The sequence below is a fragment of the Flavobacterium inviolabile genome (assembly GCF_013389455.1).
GTDB lineage: Bacteria > Bacteroidota > Bacteroidia > Flavobacteriales > Flavobacteriaceae > Flavobacterium > Flavobacterium inviolabile.
Window position 1 is genome coordinate 2,996,977 of sequence record NZ_CP058278.1, and the last position, 17,063, is coordinate 3,014,039.

General features: G+C 37.9%; 21 protein-coding genes and 1 tRNA gene. 3 read left to right on the forward strand and 19 right to left on the reverse strand.

The window, feature by feature from the left end; all coding sequences use genetic code 11:
* Positions 1-41 precede the first annotated feature (41 nt).
* Positions 42-602, reverse strand: a complete 561-nt coding sequence (locus HW120_RS13410; RefSeq protein ID WP_177734596.1) for a DUF6642 family protein — start codon at positions 600-602, stop codon at positions 42-44.
* A 262-nt stretch (positions 603-864) separates the two neighbouring features.
* On the opposite strand from HW120_RS13410, the gene HW120_RS13415 reads away from it, so the two are divergent.
* Both HW120_RS13415 and HW120_RS13420 read left to right on the forward strand, forming a co-directional pair.
* Positions 865-1,722 (forward strand): helix-turn-helix domain-containing protein, encoded by an 858-nt coding sequence (locus tag HW120_RS13415; protein ID WP_177734597.1) that lies wholly within the window; start codon positions 865-867, stop codon positions 1,720-1,722.
* Positions 1,723-1,873: 151 nt separating this feature from the next.
* Positions 1,874-2,389, forward strand: a complete 516-nt coding sequence (locus tag HW120_RS13420; protein ID WP_177734598.1) for a hypothetical protein — start codon at positions 1,874-1,876, stop codon at positions 2,387-2,389.
* 110 nt (positions 2,390-2,499) lie between these two features.
* On the opposite strand, the gene HW120_RS13425 is transcribed toward HW120_RS13420, so the two are convergent.
* From HW120_RS13425 to HW120_RS13455, 7 genes are all read right to left on the reverse strand, one after another.
* Entirely contained in the window at positions 2,500-3,270 is a 771-nt protein-coding gene (locus tag HW120_RS13425; protein ID WP_177734599.1) for a T9SS type A sorting domain-containing protein, read from the reverse strand.
* A gap of 9 nt (positions 3,271-3,279) precedes the next feature.
* Positions 3,280-3,804, reverse strand: a complete 525-nt coding sequence (locus tag HW120_RS13430; RefSeq protein ID WP_177734600.1) for an ankyrin repeat domain-containing protein — start codon at positions 3,802-3,804, stop codon at positions 3,280-3,282.
* Positions 3,805-3,806: 2 nt separating this feature from the next.
* On the reverse strand, positions 3,807-4,349 hold the full coding sequence (locus tag HW120_RS13435) for a YceI family protein (protein WP_177734601.1): 543 nt from the start codon (positions 4,347-4,349) through the stop codon (positions 3,807-3,809).
* A gap of 12 nt (positions 4,350-4,361) precedes the next feature.
* A complete protein-coding gene (locus HW120_RS13440) occupies positions 4,362-4,721 on the reverse strand; it encodes a cytochrome c (RefSeq protein ID WP_177734602.1) in 360 nt (119 codons plus the stop codon).
* 1 nt (position 4,722) lies between these two features.
* Positions 4,723-5,589: a DUF5777 family beta-barrel protein gene (locus tag HW120_RS13445; RefSeq protein ID WP_394353025.1), complete on the reverse strand. Its 867-nt coding sequence runs from the start codon at positions 5,587-5,589 to the stop codon at positions 4,723-4,725.
* A complete protein-coding gene (locus tag HW120_RS13450) occupies positions 5,571-5,963 on the reverse strand; it encodes an OB-fold protein (RefSeq protein ID WP_177734603.1) in 393 nt (130 codons plus the stop codon). Before HW120_RS13450 ends, HW120_RS13445 begins: the two co-directional genes overlap by 19 nt.
* 240 nt (positions 5,964-6,203) lie before the next feature.
* Positions 6,204-7,811, reverse strand: a complete 1,608-nt coding sequence (locus HW120_RS13455) for a tetratricopeptide repeat protein (protein ID WP_177734604.1) — start codon at positions 7,809-7,811, stop codon at positions 6,204-6,206.
* 357 nt (positions 7,812-8,168) lie between these two features.
* Here HW120_RS13455 and HW120_RS13460 point away from each other — a divergent pair, with 357 nt between their 5' ends.
* Positions 8,169-9,254: a serine hydrolase domain-containing protein gene (locus tag HW120_RS13460; protein WP_177734605.1), complete on the forward strand. Its 1,086-nt coding sequence runs from the start codon at positions 8,169-8,171 to the stop codon at positions 9,252-9,254.
* A gap of 154 nt (positions 9,255-9,408) precedes the next feature.
* Here HW120_RS13460 and HW120_RS13465 read toward each other — a convergent pair whose 3' ends face one another.
* From HW120_RS13465 to HW120_RS13515, 11 genes are all read right to left on the reverse strand, one after another.
* Positions 9,409-10,467, reverse strand: coding sequence for an alpha/beta hydrolase (locus HW120_RS13465; RefSeq protein ID WP_177734606.1), 1,059 nt, complete (start codon positions 10,465-10,467; stop codon positions 9,409-9,411).
* Positions 10,468-10,481: 14 nt separating this feature from the next.
* Positions 10,482-11,051, reverse strand: coding sequence for a sugar O-acetyltransferase (locus tag HW120_RS13470; protein WP_177734607.1), 570 nt, complete (start codon positions 11,049-11,051; stop codon positions 10,482-10,484).
* Positions 11,052-11,151: 100 nt separating this feature from the next.
* A complete protein-coding gene (locus tag HW120_RS13475) occupies positions 11,152-11,970 on the reverse strand; it encodes an AraC family transcriptional regulator (protein ID WP_177734608.1) in 819 nt (272 codons plus the stop codon).
* A 410-nt stretch (positions 11,971-12,380) separates the two neighbouring features.
* On the reverse strand, positions 12,381-12,803 hold the full coding sequence (locus HW120_RS13480; protein ID WP_177734609.1) for a hypothetical protein: 423 nt from the start codon (positions 12,801-12,803) through the stop codon (positions 12,381-12,383).
* Positions 12,804-12,859: 56 nt separating this feature from the next.
* Positions 12,860-13,300, reverse strand: a complete 441-nt coding sequence (locus tag HW120_RS13485) for a carboxypeptidase-like regulatory domain-containing protein (RefSeq protein WP_177734610.1) — start codon at positions 13,298-13,300, stop codon at positions 12,860-12,862.
* A 136-nt stretch (positions 13,301-13,436) separates the two neighbouring features.
* Complete coding sequence (locus tag HW120_RS13490; protein ID WP_177734611.1) at positions 13,437-13,892, reverse strand: hypothetical protein; 456 nt, start codon at positions 13,890-13,892, stop codon at positions 13,437-13,439.
* A 558-nt stretch (positions 13,893-14,450) separates the two neighbouring features.
* The gene (locus HW120_RS13495) at positions 14,451-14,684 is read right to left on the reverse strand and encodes a hypothetical protein (RefSeq protein ID WP_177734612.1); all 234 of its coding nucleotides are present in this window, start codon (positions 14,682-14,684) and stop codon (positions 14,451-14,453) included.
* A complete protein-coding gene (locus HW120_RS13500; RefSeq protein WP_177734613.1) occupies positions 14,684-15,061 on the reverse strand; it encodes a hypothetical protein in 378 nt (125 codons plus the stop codon). Before HW120_RS13500 ends, HW120_RS13495 begins: the two co-directional genes overlap by 1 nt.
* 136 nt (positions 15,062-15,197) lie before the next feature.
* Positions 15,198-15,272: transfer RNA gene (locus HW120_RS13505), tRNA-Val, on the reverse strand.
* 92 nt (positions 15,273-15,364) lie between these two features.
* Positions 15,365-15,739: a DUF4258 domain-containing protein gene (locus HW120_RS13510; protein WP_177734614.1), complete on the reverse strand. Its 375-nt coding sequence runs from the start codon at positions 15,737-15,739 to the stop codon at positions 15,365-15,367.
* Positions 15,740-15,798: 59 nt separating this feature from the next.
* Complete coding sequence (locus HW120_RS13515) at positions 15,799-16,992, reverse strand: alanine dehydrogenase (protein WP_177734615.1); 1,194 nt, start codon at positions 16,990-16,992, stop codon at positions 15,799-15,801.
* Between the last annotated feature and the right edge of the window lie 71 nt (positions 16,993-17,063).

The following is a 17,063-nucleotide window of genomic DNA, read 5'->3' on the forward strand; positions in this document are numbered from 1 at the left end:
ATTCATATTACGATACTTTCCAATAAAAATAAACAATTCCATTAGTAGTACAGCCTAAAATCGAGTAGTTTGCAAAGTGCATAATGCTTTTCATGCAATTCTTCCACGATTTCAGTTACATCATCTTCATCCTGACACAGACTAAAGAAAACATTGTCCAGTTTATCGCTTATCATTTTACTGAACTTCGTTCCATAACCCGAAACTGCTTTTGCCCTTGTAATGTCTAAAAAGTATTGGGCTTCTTCCTCACTTAAATCCAACGTCTTTGTATTGGCAAAATGCACGATCTTACCGGTCATTTTTCCTTCAAAGAGCTCTGCTATTTCTTCAAAACTATAGTAATAGTCGTTTAAGCAAATGTTGTTTCCGTCGCCCTGCATCACTAAATAAATGATTTCATAATCCTTAAAATAATGATCCTCATACAGCAGTGCATTCAGGCTTTCTTCCAGACCTTCAATAGTATCGCAGGTTTTATGAATGCTGGCAATACCCTGCTCCAGCGCTAACTGTTCCAGACTTTTAAACACTGCTGTGGTCGTATCCGTTTCGACATCGGGAACCGCTTCGAGACAGAAAATAAATTTATCCTGATCCATGGAATTACATTTTTTTTGAGAATAATCGGAAATCAAACAAAAGTAGCAGGAAAATATAAATATAAAAAGTGCTTTCATTGCATAATACCGCCGTGACAGGTCCTTTTTCAATCCCGGATTTAAAATGAACCGTTGCTTTTTTACTGTTAAAGCATGGAGTCATATCCGTATCATTAGCTATATTTGAATATCAATTAACGCCCCGAAAACAGCTGTTTCAAAAAGCTATTGAAGCAATAATGCAAATAAAGAAGCCTCCCGGATGAACAAAATTACGACCTACTCCCTTGAACATCACAAGAGTCTGTTTACTACTGCCAGCAATAAAGACGACTATTTCTATATTCAGGCACAGGATCATCCTTATATTACCGAACCGTACCGGGCGGAAAGTTATGCGGTGGAGTTTCTGAGAAAAGGCAGTATCGTGATGCAGACCAGGCTTTCAAAAACGGTCATCCATGCACCGGCAATCATCACGTTAAGCCCGTCCGTTATCCGAAGCTTTAGTAAAGACAGTGAGGAAATCCTGATTGATATTATCTTTTTTAAACCGCAGTTTTTTCTTGAAAGTCAGGTTAATGTTTTTTTCCTGACCCAATTTGATTTTTTTGAAAATGACCCGATGCATGTATCAGCGCTCGACAAAACGGCTGTTGCCAAATTTGAACCAATTTTTAACCAGATCAAAGCCGCACTTAACGGTACATATCCCCATCAACCGGCTATTTTAAGGAGCTACCTGTATATCCTGATATACGAACTTGACACGCTAAAACAAACCATTCCGCATCATACGGCACAGAACCCGTTATTCGAAAAATTCAAAGCAATTCTTGTTAAGGAGTTCCTGGAACAACGCGCTGTCGGTTATTATGCCAACCGCCTGCATGTAACCCGTAAATACCTGTCGGAAGTCGTTAAGAAGAACAGCGGCAAAACGGCAAAGGACTGGATTGATGGTCTTATTATTCTGGAAGCAAAAGTATTGTTACAAAACAAATCCTTAACGATCAATCAGGTTAGTGACATCCTGAATTTTTCCAATCAATCGGTTTTCGGGAAATTTTTTAAGAAGCATACCGGTCTTTCTCCTTTAGCCTATCGCACGGAATCCTAATACCGCTTGACACTACCGCCTTTTTGACCAACATACAGGCAATCCGGCTCTTTACAAACACGCCGGATAAATGCAGTTTTGCTACCTGATAATATATGCTGCAATGCCGCAATAAATGCCGGTTTAGCAGCGTAGCTCAATAAGAATAAATATGTCTAAAGTTGTAAAATTTGTCGTGCTATTAATCGAAAATGCGCTCTGGATGGAAAACAAAGCCATCGGTTTCTATACTGCTGTATTAGGGGACAAAGCATCCGGTGAAAAATATGTTACCGAAAATCTTTCCCATCAAAAGCTCATCAGGATACAGAATGATTTTTCGGTTGAAATGCTGATGGTTTATGAAGCGGAAACACCGCTATCGTTTATGAAGCTTAATTCTTCAAGGCTTTACAATCAAAATACCGGAGCGAATAAACCAATGGGTATTGAACAGGTTGTTTATTTCAATTCGGAAGAATTATCGCTGCTGCTTAAACGTGCCGAAGCGATTGCTGTTCAGCGAAAGCATGATCTGATCTGGATAAAGGTCTTTGAAAAAGACACGGTTTTAAAGGAACTACTACAGTCTTTTGACTACCGGGAATTCCATTTTGACGAACAGGCGAATGAGGACAGTCAACACCAACAGCTTTATTTTAAGAAAGAACTTCTGTATAGCAGCTAATCCGTATAGCGGGAACGCCTGTTTCCGGAATTTTGAGTATTCCGGAAACAGGCGTGCCGTTATTGATAACCTTCGCAGTACCAAATGGATTGATACGCTCAAAAAGTTGCTTATTTTTTGATCAGCTTTTCAAAAAAGGTCTGATTTTCAGCATTCTGAATTTCTATAAAATACAGACCTGCCGGTAAAGCAGCAATATTTAAGGCTTCTTTTTGATTGGTGAATTTTGCCAATTGTTTTCCGTTTACATCATACACAATTACCGATTGAACAGCCTCATTTGATTGGATCGAAAAAGTATTGTTTGCCGGATTTGGAAATAACGCCACTTTTGCCTTTTCAAATTCACCTACAGCCAAAGCGGTTGTAACTGGTACTCCAATCACATATCCTCTGTTTCCACCGCCATGGTAAGCCAGTGAAAAGCTTGCCGAACTCATTTTGGCAAACGCGAAATCAATCGTTCCGTTTTGATAGACAAATGTATAATCACCGGACGATCCGGTATTGAATGCACGGTTAGCCACGATGGTACGCGTTCCGGACGCTACGGTATTGGAAGTAACGTTCCAGTTATCGGTATCGGCTGTTGGCGCAGAACCAATGCCATTGTGAACGGCATCAATCAGCGTTGTTCCGTTAAAGTAAACAACATCCTGGCCGGCTTCCATTCCCTGTCCCTGGCTAAATGCCCCGAATTGTAAGGCAAACCAGCGGTCAGACGGCCCGGTCAGCGTTAATGTCGCCGTGGAAGTGGTATTGTTCAAGTCCAGTTTAGCAGTCATTCCAGCCATTAAATTGACCACACCGGTAGATTTTGTCTGTGCGTAAGAACTTAGTGCGGAAATGCTCCAAAATAACAATAGTAGTGTTTTTTTCATTGTTGTATATTAGTTTTTAAATAGGTTAATGATTTCCTCGTTTTTAGTAAAAACAGCGTATTCAAACGGTGATTTACCGCTGTTATCGGCCTGTTTTTTATCGGCTTTGAATTTTAGCAGCAGTTCCACCAGTTCTTTATTCTTAAATTGAATCGCATAAAGCAAAGGTGTTATTCCGGACACATCGGCAAGATTCGGATTGGCTTTGTTCTCCAAAAGCAATCTGGTCAGCGCAACATTCCCTTTCATACAGGTTGCCGCCAGTGCCGAACCGTTTGCCGTGTTGAAATTTATGTTTTTCACTTTTGGGATCAGGTAAGCTGCAACGGCGTTATTGCCTTTATAACAGGCCAGGATCAGCGGGGTAAATCCGCCCGGATTTACGGCATTTATCGTATCCTGTTTTTTAGCTTCCAGCAGTTTCATTTCTTCTACAGTACCAAATCGTGCGACATTAAAAACGTCTTTATTTTCTTTGTCCTGGGCATTAGATAATGCCGAAACCAACAGGAAAAACAAGAGTATTTTTTTCATGGTTATTTGCTCGTTATGGGTAAATTATAGGCAACCTGAATTTTATCGGCCACTTTTTTACGTACCAGACCCGGAATTTCTATTGCAAAATCTGCCGGCGTAACTTCAAAATTCCCTGCCAGGGTTATCGTATTGCCGGACCTGGTTATTTTTGCCGTGGTCGTAATTTTTCTGGTTTTACCGTGAAGGGTCAAATCACCGGAAATCCGGCAGCTTTTTGCATTTACCGTTTTTTCAAGATCAAAATCCTCAATTTTTCCTTTAAAGGTTGCTTTTGGAAATTTATCGGATTCCATATAGTTTTCATTAAAATGTTCTTCCATCAACGCCACTTTAAAGCGAAAACCCTTCATCAGCGCCAAAACGGCAACCTCTCCGGTGGAAGCTTCTAAAACGGCAGAAGTGTTTTTATTTTCGGCCGCAACTTCCTCAAACGAAGCTACAGAGGCTTCAAATTTTAAATTTCCTGTTTTGGTAATATACTTTTGTCCATAAAACGAAATGGAAGTCAGCAGCAAAAGCATTAAAAAAAAGTTCTTTTTCATCGTTACAAGTGTTTAGTTTTCTAATAAACCATCTGTTCCCCACTGGATAATCGTATTTATTTTATCCTGAGGCATTCTTCCGGTCTGGGGCATTTGTCCGGATTCCCCGTTTTGTCTTTGAATCCTGCTCACCAGGTTGGTTGTTTCAAAAGCTGCCTTTACTTCCAGGTAAGTTGTCATAGGGCGGAAAGAAGCGCTTCCGGCAGCGGAATGGCAGCTGATACAATTGGCATCAATGATTGCTTTCACCTGTGCCGTGTAGGTTACTTTTCCAACAATTACCGTATGTTCCTGAAGATCTTCATAAGTATCCGAATCACAGCCGGTCAGCGAAAAGAGTATGATTGTTACGAACAGTGCTATTTTTTTCATCTTAAAAAACTCTATATAAATTAAATCCAAAAAAGAAATCTCCCTTACTCCAATTACCGGCTGCATTGGTCAGATAACCGCTTTCGGTCATGGACTGCGAATTGGTAAACAATAGTTGAAAAATATGACCGCCGGTCTCCACATCAAGGCCTACAGACAACGGATTGCTGTAAAAACCGGGTTTGTTGAAATTATAGGCATATTCCATATTAAGCGAAAGCCTTTTGGTTAGTTTCATTCTGCCTCCGGACGCAATGGAAAACTGGTTGTCGTTCTCAATTTCCGGATTGTATAAATTCCTGTGTATGAATGACGGCGCCAGCTCAACGGACAGTTTTTCGGAGATCTTTCTCGAAACCAGTAGCTGGTGGATAAATGCCAGTCGGTCTGAAAATTCAATTTTGGGATAGTCTTCTTTTTTCAGAAGGCTGTTAATATCAATGGTACTATAGCCTACCACTTCAAAAGGGAAAGCGTCATTTTGCCGTAACACTCTGTATTTTGCGCCCACTTCATACATTTTCGATAGCGTGTGGCGCGATCCGCTAACAGAAAGCCAGTCGGTCACTCCATAGATCCCGCCTATTTTTGTAGTTGCATGGTCAAATCCGAAAAACTCCGAAATCCCGTCTTTTACCGTTCCGAAGCGATGGGAAACCACAAAATAAAATTCTTTCTTAGCGGCCATTTTTGTAGACTGGAGCGTAATGATCTGCAAGCCTTTAAAGACCGCCGTAACATTGGTATTTTTTGCCTGAGTGGCATCCAGACCGGAAAGCAGGTCTTCCTGGGCATTTGCGACAAACCCGGAAAAAAGGGTCATCATAAGGAAATAAATAGGTTTCATGGTTATTCTAAAATTATGCATTGGTCAAATTTTACTTCGTTAAACATTTCATCAAAACCAATGCATCTTCCTTTAATCCTCACCTTGCCGTTTTGATTTATTGGGGTCACTTTTTTATCAAAACCACAAAAAACGGTACTGTCCAGCGTTATGGCTGAATCAGAGATTTCGGTAATCTTCCCTTCTATTTCAATGGTTTTGTTCAGGTATTTTTTATCCGATCCCGCTATATCCGATTTATATTGGCTGATCAGCCCGGAAGCGGGCAATACAAAAGCGGAAGTTTCCTGGCCAACATTCCGGCCTTCTTTATACAGTACCTTGTTGTAGATATAAAATGATCCGAAACCGAACAAAAGGATGATTCCGAAAATTGAAAGTCTTTTTTTATTCATCTTTAAAGGGCTTTGAAAATTGCTTTTGAAAAAGATGCTGCGCTTCTTACCAATAGCAATTCCCGGTAATTACATTCCTGATTTTAATACGGGTTCTTATTCCTTCCAATGCAATGGACGCAATTGGAGGAACCGTTTCAAAATTATCAGGAAACAGCTGTAAAGCCACTAAAATCAAGGTAGACAAAAGGTAGACAAACCCGGAAATACCTGTAGAAATCAGGTAGACAATTCCGAATTTTATACCGAAAGAATAAAATTGGTCAGGTTATCGTCTGCATTCATCTGGAGTTTTTTGCGCAGGCGGTAACGGGCAGTTTTGACACTGTCGGGAGAAATATTCAGGATGGAAGCCATCTCTTTTATCGACAGGTTTAGTTTGATCAGTGCACAAATTTTTAAATCGTTGGCACTGATTTCCGGATAGATTTGCTTTAAGCGGGTGTAGAAATTTTTGTTGATGCTTTCAAAATAAAGATTAAAATCCTCCCAGTTATTTTTTTGTTCAAAATGGCGGTTTACCATTTTTACGAGCTGCTGTTCCGACAAGGGCTGCTGCAACTCAATAGTTGTTTTAATCTCGTTTAGCAATTCATTTTTCTGAAGCATCTGAAGCGTAATTGCGCTCAGCTGGCTTTCCTTGTGGTCCAGATCATTCTTAAACTGGATTTCTTTCAGTTCTTTTTGCTGTTCCAGTGCTTCCACTAAAGCTTCTTTTGTTTTGAGCAGCTGTTTATCGCGCTTGTTTCTGTTTTTCAGGTAGTAATATCCTGTTATAAAAACAACCAGCAGGACAACGATGCAAACCGCCAGTAAATAATTGGTCAGTCTTGCGATTTCCTTTTCCTGGGAAATTAAAGCCAGTTTCCTATTCTTTTCGGCTGTTTCAAATTGTACTTCAAGGCTCTTCCCTATTTTGGCTTTTTCCAGAGAATAGGATTCTTCTTTGATGGCCATTACCCTTTTTTGAAGTTTCGAAACTTCCGCAAAATGCTGCTGTTTTTCGTATAAGCCGATCAGCTGTTCGAGTGTTTTCATTTCGAACGTCTTGTCCGAAAGGGTAACCGCAATTTTATTGGCTTCCAGGAAATAATGCTGTGCTTCTTTCAGATTATTTGCGTTGCGGTACCATTTTCCCAAAGCATTTAAAGACGATACATGAGCCTGGTCATTTTCGGAACGGACAGCAACATCCAGCGCTTTTTTAAAATGTTGCAATGCTGCGCTGCTGTTTTGCTTTTTAAGTTCCAGTTCACCCATGCGAATATAAGTAGTGGGCAGATAGGCTACATTATCCGATTTTTCGAAATCCTCCAAGGCCAGTTTGTAAAAATAGGCTGCTGAATCGGAGATTTTCCCGGAATCGTATAAACTTCCAAGGGTTGTATAAGCCAGGCCTAAAGTGCCGCTTTTATCGTCATGATTGGTCAATATACTGACCACTTCCCGGCTAAGCGGAATGGCTTCCTTAAATTTTCCCTGGCGGGTATAAATCGTCCCGATCAGCTGCAGGCATTTGCTTCTGCCAATTTCAAATTTTACGGGATGTTTTTTTTCCAGACGGCTATAAATATTTAACGACTGCAACGCATAATGCAAGCCTTTTTCGAGGTTGGAACCATACGTACAAATTCCTAAATACAATAAGGATTCTGCTTTATCCTCATCACTTTTATCATCTTTTGCTTTTTCGTATGCCTGAAAAAAATAACGGAAGGCTTCGTCATCATTGTCTTTAACAAGTGCCGCCCAGCCTTTTTGTAATAAAACGTTTTTAGTAGGTTGTGCAACCATACTGACAGCAAAAAGAGTAATCAAAACAATCCCGAGAAGTTTTCGACCTGACATGAGCGCTTGTAATTTTTTTTCAGTAAAGATATGTATATTCATATATCTGACGGATTCCGGAAATCATAAAAATAATACCGTAAAAACAACAAAATATAGCTCATTATACAATACCGTTTTGCGTTTAATTCCAAATCTACCTTTAATATAGCTTTTAAAAAGCACACCGGTTACACGCCTAAACCTCGTCATAAAACATTACAATACAACACTTTGTAATTACTCGTACTTGTTTTTTAAAATATTCGTACTCCTTTTTTATAACAAATGCGTCCGACTACTTTTATTCGGTCGCATAGCGCTGATTTCTTCCACACATTTGTATCGAAATATTTTTTAACCTAAAAACACGATACCATGAAAACTTCATTACACTTTTTAGCAGTGCTATTATTAACAGGCACTTTTTCTTTCGGACAGGACATCTCCAAAAAAATTGATTCGATAATAAAGGATAATTATCAAAAAAATCCTGACGTAGGTATCAGTGTTGGTTTTATCAAGAACAATACGGAATACTATACTACCTATGGCAATCTGAATGCCGAAAGCCCGATTGAAATTAATAAGAATTCTATATTTGAAATTGCCTCGATTACTAAAATTTTAACCTCAAATTTAATCGCACAGGCGGTTATTGATCATAAAATAAAAACAGATGATTATATCGACAGCTACCTTCCAAAAGAATATGTATTGCATAAAAATCTTAAAAACAGGATAAAGATTTCAGACTTGGCGTCTCATCAATCAGGTTTACCCGATATCGACTTTGGAAAGTTAATTGAATTAGATCCGCAACAGCCCGTAAATAGCGTAACCCAAAAAACACTGGCTACTATAATCAATAATTGCAGCGAACTTAAAGATTATGGCCTTTACCGTTATTCTACAATTGGATATACATTACTCGGGCAAATCGTAGAAAAAGTGTATGGCAAAAGTTATGATGAAATTATCAGAGCCCGAATAATCGAGCCGCTACAAATGACCAATACCTTTACTAAAGATTTTAATGTCAAAAACCGCACAGTTGGCCATAATCCGAATGGCGGAACTCAGGAATTCATGAAATGGAATATTACAGCAGCAGCCGGATTAATAAAGTCCAGTGCTTCAGATATGGTTACGTTTTTAAAAGCGGCTTTAAATACCGAAAATACAATCGGTAAAGCGGCTCTGATTACCGAAAAGATCTTCTATAAAGATGAAAACCGGGAAATGGGATTGGGCACCAACATTCTAACAGATGATGCAAACACCATTTATTTAAAATCGGGTGATTCTATGGGGCAGTCTTCCATTATCTGCTACAACAGGGCTAAAAACTGGGGGATCATAATACTGCTGAACCAAAGAAATTCAAAAATGAGACAAAACCTGCTGAATAAAATTTATGACAACGTTCTGAAACATACAAAATCCGGCAATATGGATTTATAAGCCGGTAAAAATATCCCCAAACAAAAAACTCCTTCAGTACTTAAGGAGTTTTTTTGTTCGTGTCGGGAATTACAGCCGAACACCTGATTAATGTTTTAACCTTTATGGACATTCTTTAAGATAAATACAGTATCTGATTTTATTTGAAGTGCTGTTATTTCAAATTATTTTTGAAGAATAATTCCAGTTTCTCAAAAGGAATTACATCAATTTTATCATACAAATCCACGTGTACAGCATTAGGAATAATCATTAATTCTTTGGGTTCGGAAGCGGATTTAAAGATGTCCTCACTAAAATAACGGGAGTGTGCATTTTCACCTGCTATGATTAATACTGGCCGCGGGGAAATTTCTGTAATGTATGTCAGTATTGGCAAATTCATTAAAGAAAACGGACTGGTGATTGTCCAGGCACCGTTTGAATTGATTGAACGCGGGTGAAAGCCCCGTTTGGTTTTATAGTAATCAAAATAACTTTTTACAAATTCGGGTTCATCACCTTTCAGTTTCTCCGGATTTGGGCACTGCCCATAGGCCGGTTTTCCTTTCTCTGCGTCTTTCCAGCGTTGCGCGCTCATCTGCTCCAATGTTTTTGTACGCTCTGCTAAAGTTACTTTGTCGAAATAACCTTTCGATGCTGCTCGCGGGATATCATACATACTTGTTGTGGCTACAGCTTTCACACGTTTGTCAACCGCGGTAGCGTTTAATGCAAATCCTCCAAAACCGCAAATACCAATGATCCCTATTTTGTTGCGGTCAATGTTTTTTTGAATGCCCAGAAAATCTACTGCGGCACTAAAATCTTCCGTATTAATATCGGACGATGCAATATTACGCGGCTCGCCTCCACTCTCGCCTGTATAGGACGGATCAAAGGCCAGTACTGCGAAGCCTCGTTCCGCCATTTGATTCGCATACAGTCCTGATGATTGCTCTTTTACAGCACCAAAAGGCCCGCTGATGGCAAGTGCGGCTAACGGTTCTATATTGTTTTTTGGAAGGTATAAATCACCTGTAAGCTCAATCCCGTAACGGTTTTTAAATGTTACTTTTTGACGGGTTACCTTATCGCTCAATTTAAACGTATAGTGTTCATTTATATCCATTGCTGCTGTGTTACCGGTTTGTTCCTGCTGATCTGGTTTAGGTTTCTGGCAAGAGCCCAACATCAGCATGGCTGCTCCCAGTAGTAATACTGTTTTTTTCATTTTATTGCTATTGTTTAAATTGTCTTTATAATTTTTGCCGGTACTCCGCCCACAATTACATTATCCGGAACATCTTTAGTCACAACCGCACCGGCTGCAACAATGGAATTTTCGCCTATAGTAACCCCGGGTAATATCGTAGCTGCCGAGCCTATCCAGGCATTTTTCTTAATTAATATATGTCCCGGCACAAGGGAGTGCCTGTCTTGCGCCGATAAAGGATGTCCTTCTGAAAGCAGGCTGACCCTTGGGGCTATCTGTACATTGTCTTCAATAGTAATTCCTCCCAAATCCAAAAAGACGCAATCAAAATTGATAAATACATTTTTGCCTATTCTGGTGTTTTTGCCGTAATTAATATATAGCGGGGTAAACACATCGGAAGTAACATCAATTTCATTTGCGGTGATAAGGCTTAACAAGCTCCTTATCTCAGACGGATCTGACGAAGCATTCATCTGAAGGAGTATTTTCTTCGTTTCGAATGAAGCCTCACGGAGGCTGTGTATCTGAGGATCGTTTGACGGTATGGTTTCCCCGGCTTTTAGTCTTTCAAAGATACCGGTACCTGCTGTTTGTTCCATTATTGCTTTTTTGATATCAGCAAAATTAAAAAAGGAGCCCCGCAGTGGCTTTACTGCGGGGCTCAAATAACTTTTCTTAAAAGCTCAATCCTGTTACATTTCAGGCTTCTGTTGGAGGAAAACCATATTGTTTTTTAAATGCTGTTGAAAAATGAGAAGGATTTTTAAAACCAACTTCCACATACACATCCTGTACCTTTTTGCCTTCTTTAAGTTTGCCATAGGCAGCTTCCAAACGCCTTTTTATAAGCCATTTTTGAGGGCTTAGGTTACTTACTTTTTTAAAATCTCTTTTAAATGTTGCTAAGCTGCGTCCTGTATAGGCTGCAATTTGTTCCATAGTGAGATCATCAGTAAAGTTTTCATTTAGAAATTCCAGAATATCAATTTTCCACGGTTCAGTAAAGTCAAACAGTATCGGATAAAAGACTTCATTATTATTTAATAGGGCATAAATGCCTTCCAATAATTTCAAATGCACCACACCTTCCGTTGGTTTTACATCTTCATCGAAGTAAGGTGTCAATGACTGAAACAGGCTTGTTATATCCGGACGCGGATTTACATTAAAAACAACTTCATCCGTTACCGCTACACCGGCCGGTATTTCGGACTTATTCATTTTACTGTAAAACTCCCGCAGGACATTTCTACTGAATGTAAGGGATATACCCTTATACAACTCATCACCGCTGCTGTTTTTATACATTACAAGACGATGGTCGCGACGGATTAGGACACACTCACCTGCCTGTATCCGGTATTTCTTATTGCCATTTTCGACAAGCTGTTCTCCGGAATATAAGTATACTAATACATGCTCAGGAGTAGCGTGGATGCATTTCTCACTCTCCTCTGCAAAACAGGACAAGAAAATTCCCGAGTAACTGATCGTCTTCAATTTATCATCTCTTTGCATAGCCGTATCTTGTTCAAGTGAATTATAAAGTATTTATACAAATATAAAAGATAAGCCACATACTCATATTGTTCACAGGCTCATTTAGCTTTACTAACAAGCTCAATGCCTGAAATATGGGTCATGCGGTGAATTCTATTGATATAGAACTATACCCGGGAAAAGGTTTTTAGAGAGAAATACTCCCTAAGAAATTAAGGATTGTGGATTTTCTGGGCTTACAATCGAACACTTGCTACCTGTTTTGATGTTTTTCGAAAATATGCAAGGAAGTCTTTCGTAAGGTTTCGCCGTAACTATCAGTTACGGATCCAAGCGGACTGAGTTCTTTCAGCTATAGTATAATTACTTCGTGAAAATGAAGTGTCAACCTACGGAAAACTCTGCGATTGCGGTTACAGGATGTTTAATTAATGATTTGCTCTTTGGTAAATATTGCTCAATTCATTCTCTAAAAATTCCATGAAATGAAAAACTTTTTTGTTTTGAACCTTGTCTATATTTCCGTTTAAAAAGGAATAACTGTCTCCATCTGTTTCAACTTTAATAGAAACATTTGTACCGTCTATTTCAAGAAGACTTTTTCCGCTTTTTATTTCCTTGAAATTTTCTAATGTGATTGAATGAGTTAAAGAATCCCATGTATTTTTTGGTGTTTTTTCTTTTATTATAACTCTCTGGTTCAGACTTTCAAACATTCCATTTATAGAATCCTTAGTTATTTCTATTTTTATATAGTGCCCTGTTTCTCCACCAGCAAAATTATAAGAAATGCTATTGATAGATTGTGAATTGGATGAGCATCCAGCAAATAGAACTATAATTATAAACATAAAAATTTAGAAGTGATATTCATATTTAAGCTTTCTTATTAGTTGTGTGTCGTATTTTAATCTAAACAATCATAAAAACCCTCTTGTGTTTTTCGTTTTACAGTTTGTTCAATCTTGCGTGCTTTCTTTGCATTTATTCTAGCGATCCTTCTGGTAATACTAATCGGATAATCTTCTAGGTCTGTATCTAAAGTGATTTTATAACAATTTTTAGTTTCAATTAGAAGTTCTTTAGTTTTAATTCCCAATCCTGTAACGATCAATTTTTCACCTTCTTTTGCTTCAATTTCAAATTTTCCGTCTGTATCCGTTTTCGTTTTTCTTTCCGTTCCTTCTATTATAATATCAGCCTCAACTACCGGAATGAGCGTATATACATAAATCGAATTTTCAAAAACAAAACCAATTATTTTTTTAGAATTACTATCTGGTAATTGACCAAATGAAAAAGTAGAAATAATTAAAAACGATAAAGTAATTATATATTTTTTTGGCATTAGGTTATGTTTTTGATTTAGCTGTTAATTTCTCATTTGGTCTCCTTGCTGTGCAAAAGTTTCCTGACTTCGAACTCTCATTATTTTCAATGCATTATTTTATTTATTGTATGCCAAGCCGGGAGAGGGTTTCATTTTATTCCTGTATATAATCTATTGTAAGTTCTCTGTAATTTGGATATTTTGTTTTATCCAATTCCATACATATCATTGTTGATGCGGCTTCGCCTACTGGTTCACGGTTCCATTTAGGTTTGTAAATTATAAAAAGTGTATCGTTTTTAATTTCGGCTCTACAATTTTTTGCCTGAACCCAAATTCCACCGCCACCAATGATAAAAAAGTATTGAGCTTTTGTTTTGTAGAGACTATTCAAATTTCTTTTATTTAATTCTAAATCGTTAAAATGGACTTTCAAATTTATTGCGTCTTGTTTGTTATCAACCCACTTATTATATTTATCAATACTGTCAAATGGATTGCCAGCTACCTCTGAAAAAAGGAATTCACATTCATAAAATTTAAAATCTTCGTTTTTTTGTTTGCAACAAAAGAAAGTAAATACTATAAATAAAATTAAAATATTTTTCATAAACAAAATTTTAGTTTAACATTAAAAATTGCCTTTTAGTTTCTGTTCTTTGAAAATAGCATACAAAGCCGGCGGTTGGGGGAACGTCGCGCAAAAGTGGCGATGGTTTCCCGACTTATATATACCCGCTACTTTGTAGCGCATATCTGCTTTATTATGGATGTATATGCTCTCCATAATCAAGCACAGGTTTTTACAATAATACACAAAAAGGGACAATACGAGTGATCTATTTTGGTAAATTGAATTTTCTTTTTTTGAGAAAGTAAAAATTAAGCGATAAATTACATAAAAAAACATAGCCACTGTAATACAGTGGCTATGTTTTAATTTTTGTGGGCGATGAAGGGTTCAAACGCTCACGCCAGAAGGTGTTGTGTACAGTTTTTATTCATCAATCTGGAACTATATAAAAACCTCCATTTTTTCTTGCCAATCTTTTTAAATCGCGTTGTCTTTTTTTATCGCTAGTTCCGTCATTCCATTTTAATTTGACTTTATATTCATTACTATCAGTAATTATAATTTGCTCAGAATAGAAACCTACACACCTAGTTTCTAAAATTTCGCTTTTTTTACTTCTATTTCAAAATTTCCGTCCCAATCAGTTAATGTTTTTCTAACTGTGGTATTTTTATTTATTACGAGTATTTGTACAAACGGTAAAATGCCTATGTCATCAGAAACAGTACCTTTTACTTTTTTGGTTACCGCATCATTGTTTAGTTTTTGAGTAGAACAAGAAAATAAAAAAGAGAAAAACAGAAATAATATATAAATATTTTTCTTCATTATTGTTTGATAAATGCCGTTCCGCAGCAACCGCGTAATGTATCCCCAACAATTCTCATTGTATCAAAATCAACAAGCATGTAATCCTCTGTGCTTCTTTTGATATATATGTAATTATCTTTCTTTGAGTATTTAAAAGATTTTTTATAACCATTATTCCTATGGTTCGAATCCTCTGTATAATATAGGACATCGTCTTTAGAAAATTCGAGTATCCCATATGTTGTTGTCATTTCACCACCACCGTTTGAATATTCAGCACAACTTTCTCTTTTTTCAACGAACTTTTCAATCCCAAGTATTTTATATCCGTAAAAATTGAATACCAGAACAGCAATTAAAAGAGATACAATAAACATTAATATTTTTGATTTCATTTGAATATTTAATTTTTCTATAAATTTTACAGCGTTATGATTAAGCAGTTTCATAAAATAGCATACAGCTACTAAATAATGTTGTACCAAAGAAAAAGCCTCACTAGGAAATCCTAGTGAGGCTTGAGTTTTCTTGTGGGCGATGAGGGGTTCGAACCCCCGACCCCCTCGGTGTAAACGAGGTGCTCTGAACCAGCTGAGCTAATCGCCCTATTTTGTTGTTGTCATCAGTAATTGTGTTCCTGATTACGAGTGCAAATATAGGCAAGATATTTAACTCTGCAAGCTTTTCGGAAAAAAAAATTATTCTTTTTTTACATCTTTTACAATCACCTTATCCGAGTAGTTCACGATGGAAACCGTAATATTTTCATTATTAGCGTTTTTGCCTTCCACTATGTATAATTTACCTTTGTCAAGCGGTTTGTTACTTTTTGAAAAATCAACGTCACCATACTCCAATGTTTTCTTAATATCGTCCATCGACACCCATTTTTCATTGAATTTAGCAGTCGTTTCAGCCGAATAACTGATCGGTTTGCTTCTCAAATCTTTTAAAACTCGGCAATTTGGCAAATAACAAAACTCGGCTTTCTTCTCTTTTAAGAAAAAAGTAAGGAACATTGAACCTATTAACAATCCAAATAAGTAATAGGCTAAACGGAATTTAAATTTCATATTTTTTTAATTTGTGCAAAAGTAATCATTTGTTTCGGGCTAACCCAGAACAACTTACTTTAAAAAACGATAAGGTTGATATCCCGGTACGGAATTGAAAACCAATCGGCAACCGACTTGTTTGTTAAGATGCCGTGGTAAAAATAAATCCCGTTTTTAAGTCCTCTGTTGCATCGGATAGCGCTTTCTATACCGCCGTCTTCGGCAATCTGCAAAAGAAACGGACTGATGATGTTGCTAATCGACATGGAAGCGGTCTTGGAATAACGGGAAGGGATATTGGGAACACAATAATGAACAACATTGTGTTTTATAAACGTTGGTTTTTCGTGGGTGGTTACTTCAGAAGTTTCAAAGCAGCCGCCGGTATCAATACTTACATCAATGATGATGGCCCCTTTTTTCATGTTTTCCACCATCGTTTCCGAAACAATAATCGGTGCGCGGTTTTTTCCTTTCATGCAGCCAATAGCCACATCACAGCGCATTAACGATTTCAGCAATGATTTTTCCTGTATGGTCGATGTAAATATTCTTTGATTTAAAGTATTCTGAAGGCGTCTCAGCTTCGTTATCGAATTGTCGAAAACCTTGACACTTGCGCCCAGCCCAATTGCTGTACGGGCTGCATATTCGGCTACCGTTCCGGCTCCTAAGATCACAACTTCCGTTGGACGCACACCGGTGATATTGCCCAATAACAATCCTTTTCCAAAAGACTGGTTGATCATTAATTCGGCAGCAATCAGTACGGAAGCGGTTCCTGCGATCTCACTCAGCGATTTTACGGCCGGATAGGAACCGTCTTCATCTTTGATAAATTCAAAAGCCAAAGCGGTAATCCTCTTTTCCGCCAGCGCTTCAAAATAGGTCTTTTTCTGCGTTTTTAGCTGAATGGCTGAGATAACGATTGTCTGCGGGTTCATCAGGTGGATCTCGTCTATTGTAGGCGGTTCCACTTTTAAAATCATCGGGCAGCTGAAAACTTTCTTGCGGTCTTTGGTGATCTCCGCTCCTGCTTCACTGTATTCCTTATCTGAAAAACTGGAGCTTTCTCCGGCTCCGGCTTCCATCAGTACGCGATGTCCGTGATAGGTCAGCGAATTAACCGCATCGGGTGTCAAACAAATTCTTCTCTCCTGATAGGAAACTTCCTTAGGAATTCCGATGAAAAGTTCACCTTTTTGTTTCGCTATTTCCAGCTTTTCTTCTTGGGGAAGTAATTGTTGTCTTGTAAATGGACTTAATGACATGATTTACGCAATAATTTGCACTAAAGTACAACTTTTTTTGTGATAAATTATTTTTAATGAAATACTTACAA